We start from the raw sequence: 17,332 nt of genomic DNA, 5'->3' as shown, positions 1-17,332 counted from the left end.
CATCAGGTGCGGATCTCTTCGAGCCGGCCGGTATGGTTTGAAATTCCCAGGCGCAAGCAATCGGGGTCGATTTCCAGAGCCTCGCACACGTTGAGGAACGTGAACGGACTGGAATCGTCATCGACACTGAGCCACTCGACCGCTTCGAGGAACTCTTCGTTATTGCGCGCCGATGGGCCGGCGTCGCGATGTCGCAGGTAGGTCCGGATGGCGTCCTCGAGCACTGCGAACAGCAGCTTGCGTTCGCCTTCCGACGGCAGCTTCCTCCGTCGAGACTCGCCAAACTGAACCGGCAGGATACCCACGCCGCTAAATATATTCGGCAGGTCGTCGTGGGATGCGTATGAGGTGGCTTCCATGATTGTCCTCCGCTTCTCAGCGCGTCATCGTCAAGCTTCAGCAGTCAGTCTGAGCAAAAGCGCTGCCAAACGAATTTGTAGCCAGAATGTCGCTATTTACCGTCACCTTTGCCCCGAAGCGGGGAAGCGTGAAAAAATTTCACGCAAGATTGTGAGAGTTACACAGGGCGGGTTTCGATCCGATCAGATCAATTTTAATCCGGTGGCGGCTTCCAGTTCGGAAATCGCTTGCGGGCCGCTCTCGACTTTGATCGTCGTCATGCCGAGCGCGCGCGCCGGCTTGAGATTTCCGCCGAGGTCGTCGAGGTAAACGCAAGCCTCCGGCTTCACGCCGAGCTTCTCGCACATCATCAGGTAGATGCGCGGGTCGGGTTTGCGGATGCCAATCTTTGAAGACTCGATCAGCTCGTCGAACAGTTCCATGATCTCGCGCGAATAAATCGAGCGGCTGGTGGCGACGGCAGCGGCCGCGTCCGCCGGCATGTTGTTGGTGATACACCCGGTTTTGAACCTGGTCTTGATGCGTCGCAGCGCCTCGATCATCTCGGGCCGGAAGTCGCCCGCCAGCAGCGCGACTACGTCGCGGCCGGGGATCTGGTAGCCGAGCATCATGGCTTCGGCCGCGAACGCCGCGTCGAAGCCGGCGAAGTCGATAGCCGAGCGCTCGAACATCGCCCACGCATTGTTCTCGTGGTTGGTGGAGTTGATCTTGCGGATCACCCCCACCGGTATTCCGCGTTCGCGCTCATAGCGGGCGAAAGCCTCGAACGGTGAAGTCGTAAACACGCCGCCAAAATCCCATATGACTGCTTCGATCACGTCATTCTCCGCGCGCCTGCGTTTTGCACGATTCTATATCCCCGCGCATCATCATTCGTAACGAACTGGTTGTCGCAAGCGACTACCGCTTGTTTGCCGCGCATCATGTTGGAAATAGAGGCATCGCACGCCGCGTGCAAATTGAAATCTCTATTTGTTGCTTGATTCTTAGTTCGTTCCGCATGGGGCGCGATCCTTGCACTATTTGACAGATTGCGCTCGTCAGGATCGTCGCCTGCGGGATCGGCAACTCAAAATTTTGGAGGATACGATATTGAGCGGAAGCTCGGCTCGCTTGCAGGCTATCGAGGCCGTTACGACTTACCGTCCCACCGCGGCGCCCATGTCATTTGCCAACGTTTCGGCCAGCGAATTATTCGGCTCGAACGTCTTCAACAAGACGGTGATGAAGGAACGGCTACCCAAGCCCGTCTTCAAGTCGCTGGTGAAGACGATCGAGACGGGATCGCACCTCGACCCGGCGATCGCGGATACTGTGGCGGCGGCGATGAAGGACTGGGCGATATCCAAAGGCGCCACGCACTATTCGCACGTGTTCTATCCGCTGACCGGATTCACTGCCGAAAAGCACGACAGCTTCCTGTCGCCCGACGCCGACGGCGGCGCGCTGGCGGAATTTTCGGGCAAGACTCTCACCCAGGGTGAGCCCGACGCGTCGAGCTTCCCCAACGGCGGCATCCGCAACACCTTCGAGGCGCGCGGCTACACGATGTGGGACGTCACCAGTCCCGCCTACATCCTCGAGAACCCGAACGGCACTACGCTGTGCATTCCGACCGCGTTCGTCTCGTGGACCGGCGAGGCGCTCGACAAGAAGACGCCGCTGCTGCGATCGATGCAGGCGTTGAACAAGCAGGCGCAGCGGATTCTGAAACTCTTCGGACACGAGAATCCAGCTCATGTAGTCTCCTACGCCGGCTGCGAGCAGGAATATTTTCTGATCGACCGGCATTTCTATTTTTCGCGGCCGGATCTGCTCGCGACCGGGCGGACGTTGTTCGGATCGCCGCCGCCCAAGGGCCAGGAGTTCGAAGATCATTACCTGGGCGCAATTCCCGAGCGTGTGCTCGCCTTCATGCTCGAGAGCGAGCGCGAGCTGTTCAAGCTCGGGATACCAGCCAAGACGCGGCACAACGAGGTCGCGCCGGGGCAATTCGAACTGGCGCCGATGTTCGAGAACGGGAACATCGCGGCCGACCATCAACAATTGACGATGGTCACGCTGAAGCGGGTGGCCGAGAAGTACGGGATGACTTGCCTGTTGCACGAAAAGCCGTTCGCGGGCGTCAACGGGTCGGGCAAGCACGTGAACTTCTCGATCGGCAACGCGACCCAGGGCAACCTGCTCGATCCGGGCGACAACCCGCACGCCAATGCGCAGTTCCTGATTTTTTGCGCGGCAGTGATCCGCTCGGTCCATCGATGGGGTGGGCTGTTGCGAGCGGTCGTCGCGTCTGCGTCGAATGATCATCGTCTTGGCGCCAACGAAGCGCCGCCTGCGATCATTTCGGTCTTCCTGGGCGAGCAGCTCAACGACATTTTCGAGCAGGTGACCAAGGGCGGACCCAAGAACTCCAAGGGCGGGGAAACGCTGAAGGTCGGGGTCGATTCGCTGCCCGTCATTCCTAAAGACGCCGGCGACCGCAATCGCACGAGTCCTTTCGCGTTCACGGGCAACCGCTTCGAGTTCCGCGCGGTGGGATCCAGCCAGTCGATCGCGGGACCGATGATCGCGATGAATACGATCGTGGCGGAATCGCTCGACTACATCGCAAGCAAGCTCGAAGCGGCGGTGGGCGCCGATTCGTCGAAGCTCAACGGCGCCGTGCAGAAGGTGCTCGAAGAGATCATGGCCGAGAACGGCGCCGTCGTATTCAACGGCAACGGCTACTCCGAGGCGTGGCACAAGGAAGCGGAAAGCCGCGGGCTGCCTAACCTGCGATCGTGCGTGGAAGCACTCCCCCTGCTTGGAACCAAGGAGGCGACGGAGCTATTCGCCAAGTACGGCGTGCTGACGGAGCGCGAGACGCACGGCCGCATGGATGTGGACCTCGAGCAGTATTGCCTCGTGGTCGGACTCGAAGCGCGGACCGTGATCGAGATGGCGAGGACGATTATCTTTCCGGCGGCGATTCGCTACCAGGGCGAGCTGGCACAGACCTGCGCGCATCTGAAGGCCGTCGGCTACGTGTTCGACACCGACACGCTCGACAGAGTTACCGTGCTGGTGAAGGACCTACAGGACGGAATCGTGAAGCTCGAAGGGATGATGGCTGAGGGCGGCGGTCACAGCAAACTCGACCACGCCAAGCATCTGTGCAACGCGGTGCTTCCTGCGATGGCGGCGGTGCGCAAGAGCGCGGACATGCTCGAGGGCATGGTCGCTGATGACTTGTGGCCGCTGGCGACGTACCAGGAGATGCTGTTCATCATGTAGTGCAAGTCCTTACGACAGGCAGCTCATACGATTTCGGCGCGGCGGTCTCAGATCGTCGCGCCGATTTTCTGCGTGCCTGGTCAAACCTATTCGGACAGCCTTCTCTCGCGTTAGAGTAGCGGGCGAGTCACTAGAAAATCGGAGGGACAAAATGGATTTCGCCGAAATCATTTACGAGAAGAAGGATCGCGTCGCCACTGTCACGATGAACCGGCCGGAGAAGATGAATGCGTGGACGCCCAAGATGGGCGCGGAGATGCGCACGGCGATGCTCGATGCCGAACGCGACCCGTCGATCGGCGCGATAATCGTGACCGGCGCGGGACGTGCGTACTGCGCGGGCGCGGACATGGGCGCGCTGTCCAATATCGCGGCTGGACACGCGGGCGCGCGTACGGCGGACGCCCCCGATGAATGGCTGGCCGCGCAGCGTGCCGACTACCGCACTTCGTACTCGTGGCCGCTTGCGCTCAACACGCCGGTGATTGGCGCGATCAACGGCGCATGCGTCGGGCTGGGATTTACCACCTGTCTCTACCAGGATATTCGGATCGCGTCGGAGAACGCGCGGATGGGATTGATCTTCACGCAGCGCGGACTTGCGATCGAGCATGGCAGCAGTTGGATGCTGCCGCGAATCATCGGCCTGGCGCGGGCGACTGAGCTGGCGATTACGGGCAGGCTGGTCGATGCGAACGAAGCGCTCGAGATGGGGCTGGTGAACCGCGTCGTGCCGCAGGACAAGTTGATGGCGACCGTGCGCGAGATCGCGTCAGGGATCGCGACCAAGTGCTCGCCGCTAGGAGTCGCGCAGGCGAAGAAGATGATCTACCAGCATCTGTTCACCGACCTTGCCACCGGAGTGCGCGACGACGACGCGTCGATGGAGATGATGACGCATTCGGAAGATTTCAAAGAGGGCGTGGAGGCGTTCGTCGAAAAGCGCGCGCCGAGGTTCACCGGCAAGTGACGCTGGAAAAGAACGAAGCCCTGAGTCTGGGGTTGCCCAAATAACCGCTCTCAACCACAACCTCGAGAGCAAGGAGGTGACCATGTCAGGCGGATTGATGGCAGCGGCTATTTGGTCACAGCCGGTTAGATTGTTTGACGTCAACAGGACCAAACAGTTGTTATCAGCGCTTCCAAGAAAGGCGGGCGTCTATCGGATTCGTGTCTTAAACGCCGAGGGGCGACCAGTACTTCTCCGGCGACTTAGCTGCGACGATCCAGAAGGTATCTTGGACATTGGTGAGGCTGGCGACACAATACACACCAATCTTTCATGGAGAATTGAAGCGTTCCAAAATGCTGTTCTCGACGGGAAGACGTACCATGCGGCCGGCTTGAGGTTTCATGACTATCAATACGAAGACCGCTTTCCACTTCATACTCTCTGGGTCGACTGGATCGTTAAACCGGACAAGAAGGCGGCACGCGACTATGAGGAGAGACTTCTGGCGGGTCATCGACGTAGATTTTTGGACCCTCCTCCGCTCAACTGCAAAGCGTGAGCCGATTCCTATCTTAATCCGCGGCACTCTGCCATGAGGGTTTTTGTGAGTTGTGGCGAGCAGACGGCCGTTAGAGTGCAAAGTCCCTAAAAACACTGCCCCCAAGCGCATTACGATACCCCGAAGGGAAATTTCACTCGAAGAGAATCGGCATGCTCTATTTTCTGTGGATTCTGTTTGACGCTGCGCTTGCGCTGAGGATGGCCACCATGACGAGCCCGCCGAGCTTGGTCGAGATCGCTCTGTGGGCGTTAGGCGGCTTGGTAATCGCAGTCATTGCATGGATCGCCGATCACCGATCCACGAAGGCATTAAACATGACTATCGCCGATTTGAACGAGAAGTTACTGGTCGGACAGACGCAGTTATCGACAAAAGCCGACATGTTGGCGCTCTTGGGCGGGGAAACCTTTCGAACGCTTCAAGCCAATACTCAGACGACGGGTGGCCCGGCTTCGGCGGTTATCGACGCCGCGAACAAGAAAATTGAGGCGTTGCAGGTGCAAATCGGAAAGCTTGACCAGCAGGCACCGCGGCGGATCAGTGCGGACCAGCGACAGAAGTTTCGAGATTCTTTGGACGGAAAGACGCCGGTGATATGGGAAACGTATTGTGTGTCAACCGATTCTGAGGCTGATAGCTATGCTAAGCAACTGACGAGAATGTTTCGGGAAGCGGGTATGAGCGCTGGCTATAGCGTTTCCACAGATAATTTCGATTCTCCTGCGCTCGACCAGTTTGGTCTGACTATTCACCACAAAGGTGGTGAATTTCCCGATGATGCTCGTGCTCTTGCGTGGGCGTTTGACCAAGCGGGGATCAGGTACGGCCTCACATCCGAACGTGTTGTGCCGCACGCCGACCCTCGCTACTTGGGATTGCGAATCGGCCGAAAACCGGAATGACAATCCCAATTGACAGGCTCGCCGGCGTTTTCAGCTCGTTGAGATCGTCGCAAGCTTCTATGTATTAAGAGCCTGGCCGCTTTTGCGTATCGAAAAAGTCGGGCTTCCTTCCGGCCGTCAAAAGGGGACATGACGAACAGGGGAGCTACTTGTCGAGCGGATGCTTGAACTTGCGATCGGGGTGACGAATCGTGAGCACCGGGCATGGCGCTTTTTGCACGACGCGCTCGGCGACGCTGCCCATCAGGACGTGCGCTAAACCTGTGCGTCCGTGAGTGCCGAGCACGATCAGGTCGGCGTTCTCGGTCTGTGACGCGTGCAGAATTTCCAGGAACGGCGAGCCGACCTTGAGCTGGACCTTGACCTTCAATCCGGCGTTGCGCAGGTTGCCTGCGAGCTTGTCGAGCTCCTTTTGCGCAAGCATCCGTTGCTCTTCGGCAATCCGGCCCATTGCACCCACGTCCATCGCAGGTCCCAGCTCCGGCGTCATCATGACCGGGGCGAGCGGCTGATCGACGTGCAGCAGCACGATATCGGCCGAGAACTTGAGAGCAAGCTCCTGGGCGTAGCTCAGCGCGAGGGTTGAATCTTCAGAGAAATCGGTGGCGGCGACAATTTTTGAAAAGGTTGGCACATCGAAACCATAACGCCGGGACCGCAATCGTGGCAAGGGACGTTTGATCGGCGCGCGGACTCGACCCACGCGGTGGCGCTGCATTACAATTTACGCAAAATCGTGGGAAACTGAGACACTATGCCTACCAGTCGCGGATTTGGGATTGCGGATTTCGAGCGGGCCTTCGACGAGTTCTTCGATGAACTGCTGATCGATCGATGGAAGTGCGGAACGCCCGCGGTTGAGTTCGAACGCGCGCAGGTTATCGATCATCCCGATCGTTACGAAGTGCGAGTCGCCGCGGTCGGCGTCGATCCCGCGAAGATACAGGCCGAAGTTTCGGGTCAGCGGCTCGCGCTTCGGATGCCGGATAAACTCGGCGGCACCCTCGAGAGTTCATTTGCTTTCTCCGACTCGATCGACGGCGAAGCCTCGACCGCGAAATGGTCCGAAGGAACACTCGTCATCACCGTGCCGAAAAAGAAAGGCCGGCGAATCGCGCTCAAGGATTAGCGATCGCGCGCCGCGAAACAACGCAGGCAAATATGACCGACAAGAGCGACCTCATCGCTAACGACGCCAGCGCCGCGCTGATTCATGTGCCGCCGCCGCCGGAGCTTAGCGCTTCGGAGCTCAGGGGGCGCGCACCGCTCGATGCGGCCTCGTTGGAGCGCGCCGCGGCGAGCGACGGCAACGGTGAATTGTTCGGGCAGAGTCGCGCGCTTGATGCGATACGACTCGCCATCGGAATCGACGCGCCCGGCTACAACGTTTATGTAAGCGGCTTGCGCTCGCGTCATGAGCGCGAATCGGTCCTGCGCTTACTCAGAGAAAAAGCCGCGACGATGCCGACGCCGGGCGACTGGGTCTACGTAAATAATTTTCGCAATCCTGAATCTCCAGTCGCCATCTACCTGAAGCCGGGCCAGGGTGTTGAGTTGCGCGCGCGAATGACGGAGCTGGTCAGCTTCGTGCTCGAGCAACTGCCGAAGGCCTTTCGGCGCGAGGACTTCGATCAGGAACGTGCGGCGCTGCGCGACAAGTACAACAAGCGCGCGCAGGAGCTGTTCGGCAATCTCGAGACGCGCGCGCGCGAACGCGGCTTCGCGATTCAGAGCGCGCCGACCGGTCAGGTGATTTTCATCCCGCTGATCGACGGCAAAATGCCCGAGTCGCCCGACGCGCTCAACAAGGCGATGGCGGCGAAGACCGACGCCGAGCGCGAGCAACTGACGAAGGCGCAGGGAGAGCTGCAGGACGAGCTGGCGACGTTGACGATGCGCCAGCAGGAAATGATGCGCGAGCTGATCGACGACATCCGCGCGATCGAGCGGGCGTTCGCGGCGCGGCTGATAACACCGTCGATCGAGGACTTAAAGCATCACTTTAATAATCCCGCGGTCGACAAATACCTCGATCAAGTTGCGGAACACATGCTGGGAAATCTCGATCGCTTTCGCGAGCAGCCGCCCGAGCAGGGGCAGGGTCCGAGACCTCCCGCGACCGAGGAAGCGCGATGGTTTGACTACCAGATCAACGTGATGGTCGACAACTCGGCTACGCACGGCGCGCCAGTGGTGCTCGAAGACGCGCCGACCTATCGCAATCTGTTCGGCACGATCGAGAGGTGGATCGATCCGCTGGGGAGATCGGGCACTAACTTCACGCGCATCATCGGCGGATCGTTTCTGAAATCGCATGGCGGATTCCTGGTATTCGATCTCGAGGACGCAGTGGTCGAGCCCGGCGTCTGGCAAACGCTCAAGCGCACGCTCAAGTCGGGACGCATGACGCTCGAGACCTTCGAGCCGCTGCCGTTTTTTTCGATGAGCGGGCTGAAGCCCGAGCCGATCGAGATTCACAACAAGCTCGTAACGCTGGGCGGCGCGTACCTTTACAACATGCTCTATTTTTACGATCAGGATTTTTCAGGGCTGTTCAAAGTCAAAGCCGAGATGCGGCCGTCGGTGGCGGCTGACGGCGCGGCTGCGGCCCATTACGCCGCGCGGGTGGGATCGCTGGCGCGCAACGAGAATCTGCCGCCGTTCGACGCGGGAGCGCTGGCGAAGATCGTCGAATTCGGCATGCGGATGGCGGGCGACAGATCGCGAGTGCTGGCGATGCTCGAGCCGATCGACGATCTCGCGCGCGAGTCGGCGTACTTCGCGCGCAGTGAAGGCGCCCAGCGCGTGACCGCGGCGCATGTCGATCGGGCGCTCACCGAGCGGATGCTGCGGCTCAATTTTATCGAAGAGGAAATCCGCAGGCTGATCGCCGAAGGCACGCTCATCGTAAATATTCGCGGCACGAGCGTCGGACAGATCAACGGTCTCGCCGTGCTGGACGTTGGCGGCTACAGCTTCGGGCGGCCGTCGCGCGTGACCGCGACCGTCGCGCTCGGGCAGGCGGGCGTTATCAATATCGAGCGCGAGGCGCGGTTGTCGGGATCGACGCACGACAAGGGCATCATGATACTGAGCGGATTTATCCGCGCGCGATTCGGACAGCATCATCCGATCGCAATGTCGGCGAGCATCTGCTTCGAGCAATCGTACTCGGGAATCGACGGCGACAGCGCCAGCTCGACCGAGCTGTATGCGCTGATGTCGGCGCTGTCGGGCGTTCCGATTCGGCAGGATCTCGCGGTGACGGGTTCGGTCGATCAATACGGAACGGTGCAGGCGATTGGCGGCGTCAATCAGAAGGTCGAAGGCTTCTACCGAGTGTGCAAGGCGATTGGCTTGACGGGGAGCCAGGGCGTGATGGTGCCGCGCACGAACGTCTCTAACCTGATGCTCGATCCGGAGACCTCCGCCGCAATCGCGCGCGGAGAATTCCACATCTACCCGATCGATAGCATCGATCGCGGCATCGAGACGCTGACCGGCGTGCGCGCCGGAACGATCGATCAGCCCGGCACTATCAACTATCTGGTCGATCAGCGGCTCAAGAACATGGCTAACATCCTGCGCGATCGTCCGCTCGGCGAAACTCGCGTCGTGCAGGAGCCCGCGCCAAATACTCCCGCACCCAAACCGCCGGCGCCGCCCGAGCCTCCGAGCTAGAAGGACCGCCGGGATGCCGATAGATCTCCGACTCGACCCCGCGGAGGTGGCGCTGTTCACCGATCTCTACGAGCTGACGGTCGGCGCGGCGTTCTTCGAGCACGGCTTCAACGACACGGCGTCGTTCGAAGTTGCGATGCGCCGGATGCCGCCGGGACGCGGCTTCATGATCGCCGCGGGAATCGAACGGCTGATCGAGGCGCTCGAGGAATATCGTTTCGACGCGAGCGCAATCGAGCATCTCGAGTCGCTACAGATCTTCAAGCCTGCGTTTCTGGAATTTCTTTCCAATCTTCGCTTCACCGGATCGGTCCGCGCGCTCCCCGAAGGCACGATCTATTTTCCCGGCGAACCGATCGTCGAGATCCGTGCGCCGCTGATCGAAGCCCAGCTCATCGAGACGCTGACGCTCAATCAGGTCGGCTTCGCTTCGGTCGTCGCGACCAAGGCGGCGCGATGCTTCGCGGTTGCGGGCGGCCGGCGGTTGGTGGACTTCGGTCCGCGACGCGCACAGGGCGCCGACGCGTCTCTCATCGCGGCGCGCTCGAGCTACATGGCGGGCTTTCACGGTACCGCCAACGTGCTCGCCGGCAAGCGGTACGGCATTCCGGTTTTCGGCACGATGAGTCACAGCTTCGTGATGGCGCACGAGAGCGAGCGCGACGCATTCGCCGATTTCGCCGCGAGCTTCCCGACGCTCAGCACGCTGCTGGTGGATACGTACGACACGATCCGCGGCGTCGATGACGCGGCCGCAGTCGCTGCGAAGGTTCGCGAGGCCGGGGTGAAAATTCAGGCGGTGCGGCTGGACAGCGGTGACCTCGATGATTTGAGCCGCAAGGCGCGCCGGATTCTCGATCAGGCGGGCCTCGGCGATATTGCGATCGTCGCGAGCGGCAACCTCGACGAATACCGAATCGCCGAACTGGTGGACGCGGGCGCGCCGATCGACGCCTTCGGAGTCGGCACCGCGCTCGCCGTCAGCGACGACGCTCCGTCGGCCGATTTCGTCTACAAGCTCGTCGAGTACAAGGATCGCGCGCGGCTCAAAACCTCGACCGGGAAGAGTTCGACGCCGGGCCGCAAGCAATTATTTCGCGGCTACGCTCCGAGCGGATCGTTCTTTGCCGACATGATCGGAATTGTGGACGAGGGCGCGACGACAGTCGCACGTGAATTCAAGCCGGTACCGTCGAAAACGGTTCTGTTGATGGAGAGCGTTTTCGAAAATGGCCGACGCATCATGCCGCGGCCGACCCTGACCGAAGCGCGCGAGCGAGTGATGAACGGACTCACGACTCTCGACGCCCGCTACAAGGCGTTGCGGCGACCGGCAGAGTTTCCGGTGCGGCCGACCGCGGCGCTCGGTGCGCTGACAATCAGCGAAAAGCTGCGCGCGCAGAAACGTCAGGATTAAATCCTTACAAGCCTGCGGTCACACCGGCCACGAACGGCGTCGTTCGTTCAGGTGGCGGCGAATCGCGAAGTTTTTGCGCGGCGGCAGTGAGATGGGCTGAATCGAAAGTCACCAGCAACGGCTTGACGACGTCGAGGCGCGGATGCGCATCGGGCGTCCATCGCGTCGGCGCAGGATAGTCAATCTCGGACGCGATCGCGCGGTAGCGCTCGATCAGCGGCCGCACTCCTTCATACGAGCCGACGACGATGATGCCGACCTGGCCGCCACTTGCCGGCGCAATTTGCCAGTCCCTATAGGCGTCGGGCGCAGCATTGACGAGCCAGTCGCGCGGAAGGAGATCGAGCCGCTTGAGTTCAAGCGGAGAGAGCTTGGACAGATCGTGTCCATCGGCGAGATATTTTCCCGCAGCCTCGACGATAGCATCGAATCGCAACGCATTGGCGCGCGCCTCAACCTGCGCAGCCGGAAGTTTGGCATAGGCGGCAAACGAATCGCCCGGGATTTTGTAAATCCACACACCCTTTTCGTTTTGTGCCGTGATTCCAAGCGGCGCGAGAGTCTGCTGCCATATCGGAAAATTTGTTTCTTCCGGATCCGCGATAACCGCCTGCACACCGAACCGCGCGATGTATGCTTTCAACTGATCGGCAGCCTCGGGCAGATCGATCGCGCCGTAGAAATATCTGACCGCCGGCATTCTTGTGAACTCGAACGGTGAGGTCACGGTCCATCCGCCCGCCATCCTGAAGTACATGTCGCTATCCGCCTGCCAATACATACTTTTGCCGCTGTCCGGAAATGGCAGCGGCAAAACGATCTCGCGCGGTGCAAGTTCATTTGCGTAAGCGCGATCGGTGAAGAATGCGGGTATGTCGAGCCTGCTTTTCCAGAACGACGGAACGAGATTTGGCACAAGGAACAAGGCGACCGAAGCGGCAGCGATTATTTTTGTCGACGTTCGCGCCGGCGCGTCGCTGAACCATGTCGCCGCGATTACCGAAATCACGAGCGATGTATAGATAGCGAACCTTGCCGCCAATGCGCCGGATAACACTGGCAGTATCGTGAATATCGCCCACGGCATCGGAAGTACCGCGCGCCCCGCCACGCGCAGCGCGGGCCCGAATGAAGCAACGACCGTAATCGCGAGCATCACGATCAGAAACCTGCCCGCCCGCGTGCGCCATTTCATCCGGCGATACGACTCGATCAGCAAGAGCAATGGGATCCCGACGTAGACGCTCTTCTCGTAGAGGTCGCCGCTGAACTTTCCGGTGATCGCGCGCGCGAGTCCAAAAGTGCCGAAGAGATTTACTTCGGTCGGAATGATGAAGTTGAGCAGGTCTCCCGTGAACCTGGCCGGCGGCCAGGCCGGAGCGCCAGCAGAACCGCGCATGAAGAGATAGTAGAGGTACGGCGAGACAACCAGCATCGCGATTGCGTAGGCCGCGGCCAGCGGGCCGATCAATCGAACCAGTCGCGCGCGCGAGTCGCCGTCGAAGAAGACGAGCGCGATCAAGATTGCGAATCCGCCGAAGAGTGTCATGGTCGCGAAGAGTTCGATCCCGCATAAAAATTGCACTATCAAAAGCACGGCAATCTCGAGCGTGAAACGCCACGCCGGGACCTCGCCGTCCAGTCGTCGAAACACCGCCAACACAAGCAGCGGAATCGCGAACGCGAATATCAAATTCAAATGGCCGCCCAGCATCTGCGCCAGCATGTACGGCGAGAAACCGAAGATGTAACCGCCGAGGATTGAGGGCCAGAACGCGCCGGTGACGCGGCGGCACAGCAGGAATGCGGAAAGTGCGGCAAGCGGGAGCGCGATGATACAGAGAACGTTGTAAGCGGCGGCCTCGCCGAGCGCGCGCCCGATCGGAATCGCAATCCACGCCGGAAGCGGTACGAACGCCGACCACGCCAGATTGAATCCGTGTGGCGCCCACAACAGGTCAGTGAAAAAGGGGTTGATGTGCTGATCGAGTGCGTACCGCCACCATCGTAGGAACCACATGTATATTCGCGGATCTTCGTCGTGCCCGATGTATGCCGTGGTCAGGTGGCCTGCGAGACTGCTACCGAACAGAAGAATCGAAAATGCGAGGAAGAGCAGGAACGCCGCGGGCCACTGGTAACGGCCGTCATGGAGGCGTCGAGGGTGCATCGCTCGGTCGTTGGCCAATCCTTTCTGAGCGTCCCCGATCAAGGACGATTCCGGTCAGGTGCCGGAATGAGCCCTGCCATGAACTGCGGGTTTGACCAGTCCTTCAAACGCTCCGGATGACTGTCGATATCGAAGGCTGCATTCCAGTTACTGGTTGCATGCGACCACGCTCCACGGCCGTTGATGACGATGCTCAGCGCGAGCAGAACGATCGCCACAGCGATCTCAGCTTTGGCTAGTCTTATTCTGCTGGTGTCCACGGCGCGCGCTGCCAAGCCAAGGATCCCGAGCAGAGCCATCCACGGTAGCGCGTCGGCCATCAGCCGCGGGCCGTATGAATAACCGCCCCACCAGGTTGGCCACAGTGAGACCATCACGATTTGCAGAATCACCATCGAGAGAGCCAGCACGGCGAGACTCCGGTACTTGAGCGTCTGTCGATACCGGACTAGCAAGTACAGCACGAAAGCAAATGCCGGGACGAAAACGAACAGGCCGCGCGAAGGACTAAAGAGGATGGCGGGCAGGTTCTTCAGATTTCCAAAATCAGTGCGCGAGTCCAGGTAGTAGTCCGGGATCAACTTCCCAAAGGTGAGCCACGAATAACCGACGAATCCGGCAAACCACGCCAAGCCCGTCAGCGAGTAGGCGATAAAGTCGCGGCGCCAGAATGCGAAGACGTAGATAGTGACGCACACGACCGGGATCGCGCCGGTTGGTCTGACCAGGTACATCCACGAGACCAAGGTCGCGAGAACCATTGGATGAGCGCGCTTGGAGCGGCCGGTCTCGCGGCCCAACATGTACCAGGCTGCGAGACCACCAAGGAAAATAAGCCAGGTGTGCGATTCCATCACTCGCGAGGCCGTACTCCATACCTGCGTGCCGAACGCGGCGCCGACTGCAACTATAAGACTCAGTCCGACATCCAGCATTTGGGTCGCGGTGTTGAATACGACGACTGCGAATCCGGCCATCAGCAGCGCCGCGAGAATGCGTTGTATGATTCCCTCGCCCAGCGGAAGGCAGCGCCCATCCGGGCTGTAGCAGTGCACGCCCAGTACATTCATCAGCGCGACGAAAGGTATCGAGAGGATCGAGGTTCCATTCGGATAACAATAAACAACGTTCCCACCGACGCGATCGAGTTGGTACGTCAGAAACGCTGACCGGAGCCGCGCCGATGGAGATACGCAGCGCCGAGCTTCCTGGATCGGCTCCGGAAATTCGTAGGCGTTCAGATAGGTCGAGTGCTTGCGAATGATATTCTCGCTTAGCAGCATCGAGTAGTTGGAATCGCCCAACACCCAGACCGGCGACAGCATGAATACCACGCTGGTGACGGCGAACAGCCACATCCCGATCCGTTGCACGATGCGTCGACCGGTCAATTCTCGAATCCCTGGGCTTGCTCAGGCTGGCGTTGCGGGGGTCGACCCGAGTGCGGCGGCGGCGGCGTGGAGGCATCGCTCGGTGGTGGGCCAGTCGATGCACGGGTCGGTGATCGACACGCCGTACTTGAGCTTGGCGCGATTCGAGCTGACCGGCTGACTGCCCGCTTCGATATTGCTCTCGAGCATCGCGCCCATGATTGCGTTGCTGCCGGCACACACCTGGTCAACCAGCGTCCGCAATACTTCGGGCTGCTTGGTGTAGTCCTTGCTGGTCTGCGCGTGCGAGCAATCCACCATCATGCGCGGCTCGAGCGCGGCGCTCGCGAGTATCTTGCGACACTCCTCGATACTGCCGGCGTCGTAGTTCGGCTTGCGTCCGCCGCGGAGTACGACGTGCGTGTCGGGATTTCCCGAGGTGCGAATCACGGCGGACATTCCTTCCTGCGTGATGCCGAGAAAAGAATGCGGACGGCGCGCCGATTGAATCGCATTGATCGCTGCCTGCAGGTTTCCTTCGGTGGTGTTCTTGAATCCAACCGGCATCGACAGTCCGCTCGCCATCTCGCGATGGGTCTGCGACTCGGTCGTGCGCGCGCCGATCGCGGCCCATGCAACCAGGTCCGCGATGTATTGCGGCGTGATCGGATCGAGCAGCTCAGTTCCCGCAGCGAGACCCATCCGATTTATTTCGATCAACAACCGCCGCGCGATGCGCAATCCTTCGCGCATGTCGCAACTGTCGTCCATGTGCGGGTCATTGATGAGCCCCTTCCACCCGACGGTCGTGCGTGGTTTCTCGAAGTACACGCGCATCATTATGTAGAGCCGATCGGAAGTGGCGTCCTTCAGCTTCGCCAACCGCCGCGCATAATCAAGCGCCGCATCGGGATCGTGAATGGAACAGGGGCCGACAATGCAGAGCATTCGGCGGTCGCGACCGGCGAGAATCTCGCGAATCGTCTCGCGCGCCTCGACCACGGTGCGAGCGATGCCTTCGTCCACCGGCATCTCGTTCTTGAGTAGATTCGGTGCGATCAAAGGTTCCGTGGCGAGGACATGTACGTCCTGAATTCGGCGCATAGGTAATGCTTATTTCTATAAGAAAGAATGCTGCTAACAAAGACGCCACCCATTCGGCATAATACCGACGGATAAGCGCAATACCGTGATGGAGCAGGGCGAGACCGCACCGGTTTCTGAAGAGCATCAGAGCGGAGAAGTGCCGTCTGATGGGCGTCCGCCGCGACTCTTTCGCGTCCGGCTGTGGCAGGCAGTGGCCGGGATGTGCGTCGCAATCACGATCTGGTTGCTCATCGTAATGTCCGAACTTACCGGAAGGGTTGTGCGGCAAAGCCATTATATGGATCGCCGCGTAGCCACTCTGAACGCGACCGTTCGCAGCCTGCGCCATCAAACGGCGAGCGAGCAGCGCAAGCTGGGCTCCGCGCGCGAACGTGCGAGCGTCGGCGAGGTGTTCGAGAAAATTCTTTTCGCCTCAGACCTTAAAACGTTCAAGCTGGCGGCGCCGATCGAGAAGGACCGGGCCAGAGAGAAATCTGTGCCGCCAGCAGTTGGCGTCGATCTCCCGGAAGGCAAACTTGCGATGAGCGAGTCGGCCGACTCCGCGATGCTCGAAGCAAGCGGGCTCCAGCCGACCGGGCCTTTCCAGGTTTACCGGATCTGGTGGATGCCGAGACGTGGCGTGCCGATTTGGGCTGCGGATTTTTTAGTTGGCGATGACGGAACTGCAATGGTGCCGGTGGATTTGCCGCCGGGGCGCGAGAAAGGAATGTCGCTCGCGATTACGCTCGAAAATGAATCTTACAGCGATGCGCCGGACGGGCCGGTCGCGCTCAGGGGAGAGCTCTCGCCGGGGCAGGGCGCGCACAAGTCGCGCCGTTGACGGAAATCAGATCAGTCGGCGCCGATGAACTCGAGCAGCAGCGCGAAACCCATCGCGCCGACGCCGAGCATCTCGGTGGTCGTGTCGGTGTTGTACCACAAATAGTAAAACCCGAAACCGAACGCCGCCAAGCTCATTATTCGTCGCATCGAGGTCGTCCTTTTTTTTCAAGTCCTCCGGGCCCGCGAAGCATCACAAAAAGTATTAAATGATGCCGTCAAGTAGGTGAGGATATTAGTATGAATGGTGGCCTTAATCAAAGCAGGGCGTCGAGATTTCGGCGGAGCATCGATTTTCTCCACGCAGAGGTATTTACTTCGGGGTTTAGACTGCGTAGATTCTTGTTCGGCGGCGCTTTGCGGCGCGGCCTGTGGAAAGTTCGCTTCAGTAATCCTCACATACCCGTTGACACGGACCGGATTAGAAGAGTACTGTTTCCGTTCGCCCTGAAAAGGGTTGGTCTTTGAAAACTGAATAGTAGTGCATGCCTTAATCGGCGGCGGGGGTCCAGGAATGGACTCGTATGCCCGACCGATTTCTTTGATTTAATATGCGGTCAGTCCTGCCGTTCCATGACGCGTTAGCCGCGTCTCGAACGGTGGATATACTGAGCTATAATGGAGAGTTTGATCCTGGCTCAGAACGAACGCTGGCGGCGTGCCTGAGACATGCAAGTCGTGGGAGAAAGTCGTAGCAATACGGCAAGTAAACCGGC

Annotated in this window: 14 protein-coding genes and 1 rRNA gene; 8 read left to right on the top strand and 7 right to left on the bottom strand. The window is 59.9% G+C overall.

The window, feature by feature from the left end; genetic code table 11:
• Window positions 1-2 precede the first annotated feature (2 nt).
• Together WB650_RS09860 and WB650_RS09855 are read right to left on the bottom strand one after the other, a co-directional pair.
• Window positions 3-359 carry a hypothetical protein gene (locus WB650_RS09860; protein WP_422304681.1) on the bottom strand — a complete coding sequence of 119 codons (357 nt, stop codon included), beginning with the start codon at window positions 357-359 and terminating at the stop codon, window positions 3-5.
• 183 nt (window positions 360-542) lie between these two features.
• A complete protein-coding gene (locus tag WB650_RS09855; protein WP_422304679.1) occupies window positions 543-1,178 on the bottom strand; it encodes an HAD-IA family hydrolase in 636 nt (211 codons plus the stop codon).
• 274 nt (window positions 1,179-1,452) lie between these two features.
• On the opposite strand from WB650_RS09855, the gene WB650_RS09850 reads away from it, so the two are divergent.
• The 3 genes from WB650_RS09850 (at window position 1,453) to WB650_RS09840 (ending at window position 6,052) form a co-directional block, all read left to right on the top strand.
• Window positions 1,453-3,636, top strand: coding sequence for a glutamine synthetase III (locus WB650_RS09850; protein ID WP_423960292.1), 2,184 nt, complete (start codon window positions 1,453-1,455; stop codon window positions 3,634-3,636).
• Window positions 3,637-3,787: 151 nt separating this feature from the next.
• Window positions 3,788-4,606: an enoyl-CoA hydratase-related protein gene (locus WB650_RS09845; RefSeq protein WP_422302357.1), complete on the top strand. Its 819-nt coding sequence runs from the start codon at window positions 3,788-3,790 to the stop codon at window positions 4,604-4,606.
• Window positions 4,607-5,299: 693 nt separating this feature from the next.
• Window positions 5,300-6,052 carry a hypothetical protein gene (locus WB650_RS09840; RefSeq protein ID WP_422302355.1) on the top strand — a complete coding sequence of 251 codons (753 nt, stop codon included), beginning with the start codon at window positions 5,300-5,302 and terminating at the stop codon, window positions 6,050-6,052.
• 145 nt (window positions 6,053-6,197) lie between these two features.
• On the opposite strand, the gene WB650_RS09835 is transcribed toward WB650_RS09840, so the two are convergent.
• Complete coding sequence (locus WB650_RS09835; RefSeq protein WP_422302353.1) at window positions 6,198-6,686, bottom strand: universal stress protein; 489 nt, start codon at window positions 6,684-6,686, stop codon at window positions 6,198-6,200.
• Window positions 6,687-6,806: 120 nt separating this feature from the next.
• On the opposite strand from WB650_RS09835, the gene WB650_RS09830 reads away from it, so the two are divergent.
• Genes WB650_RS09830 through WB650_RS09820 form a run of 3 tightly spaced genes read left to right on the top strand, consistent with a single transcriptional unit; the run spans window position 6,807 to window position 11,150 of the window.
• The gene (locus WB650_RS09830; RefSeq protein ID WP_422304135.1) at window positions 6,807-7,181 is read left to right on the top strand and encodes an Hsp20/alpha crystallin family protein; all 375 of its coding nucleotides are present in this window, start codon (window positions 6,807-6,809) and stop codon (window positions 7,179-7,181) included.
• A gap of 32 nt (window positions 7,182-7,213) precedes the next feature.
• Window positions 7,214-9,733: a Lon protease family protein gene (locus WB650_RS09825; RefSeq protein ID WP_422304136.1), complete on the top strand. Its 2,520-nt coding sequence runs from the start codon at window positions 7,214-7,216 to the stop codon at window positions 9,731-9,733.
• Window positions 9,734-9,746: 13 nt separating this feature from the next.
• On the top strand, window positions 9,747-11,150 hold the full coding sequence (locus WB650_RS09820) for a nicotinate phosphoribosyltransferase (protein ID WP_422304137.1): 1,404 nt from the start codon (window positions 9,747-9,749) through the stop codon (window positions 11,148-11,150).
• A gap of 4 nt (window positions 11,151-11,154) precedes the next feature.
• Here the strand turns inward: WB650_RS09820 and WB650_RS09815 are convergent, their stop codons facing one another.
• From WB650_RS09815 to WB650_RS09805, 3 genes are read right to left on the bottom strand one after another with little or no spacing between them, the layout of a single operon-like run.
• Complete coding sequence (locus WB650_RS09815) at window positions 11,155-13,320, bottom strand: hypothetical protein (RefSeq protein ID WP_422304138.1); 2,166 nt, start codon at window positions 13,318-13,320, stop codon at window positions 11,155-11,157.
• Between the two features lie 38 nt (window positions 13,321-13,358).
• On the bottom strand, window positions 13,359-14,711 hold the full coding sequence (locus tag WB650_RS09810; RefSeq protein WP_423960288.1) for a hypothetical protein: 1,353 nt from the start codon (window positions 14,709-14,711) through the stop codon (window positions 13,359-13,361).
• 21 nt (window positions 14,712-14,732) lie between these two features.
• Window positions 14,733-15,794: a 3-deoxy-7-phosphoheptulonate synthase gene (locus tag WB650_RS09805; RefSeq protein ID WP_422304140.1), complete on the bottom strand. Its 1,062-nt coding sequence runs from the start codon at window positions 15,792-15,794 to the stop codon at window positions 14,733-14,735.
• 88 nt (window positions 15,795-15,882) lie between these two features.
• Here WB650_RS09805 and WB650_RS09800 point away from each other — a divergent pair, with 88 nt between their 5' ends.
• Window positions 15,883-16,617 (top strand): anti-sigma factor, encoded by a 735-nt coding sequence (locus WB650_RS09800; protein WP_422304141.1) that lies wholly within the window; start codon window positions 15,883-15,885, stop codon window positions 16,615-16,617.
• Window positions 16,618-16,628: 11 nt separating this feature from the next.
• On the opposite strand, the gene WB650_RS09795 is transcribed toward WB650_RS09800, so the two are convergent.
• On the bottom strand, window positions 16,629-16,766 hold the full coding sequence (locus WB650_RS09795; protein WP_422304142.1) for a hypothetical protein: 138 nt from the start codon (window positions 16,764-16,766) through the stop codon (window positions 16,629-16,631).
• A 465-nt stretch (window positions 16,767-17,231) separates the two neighbouring features.
• Between WB650_RS09795 and WB650_RS09790 the strand changes: the two genes are divergently transcribed.
• Window positions 17,232-17,332, top strand: a 16S ribosomal RNA gene (locus WB650_RS09790); the annotation flags it as partial.

The organism is Binatus sp. (SeqCode), assembly GCF_049584895.1.
In the GTDB taxonomy this organism is placed as follows: domain Bacteria; phylum Desulfobacterota; class Binatia; order Binatales; family Binataceae; genus Binatus.
This window is presented reverse-complemented; position numbering and strand designations above follow the sequence as displayed.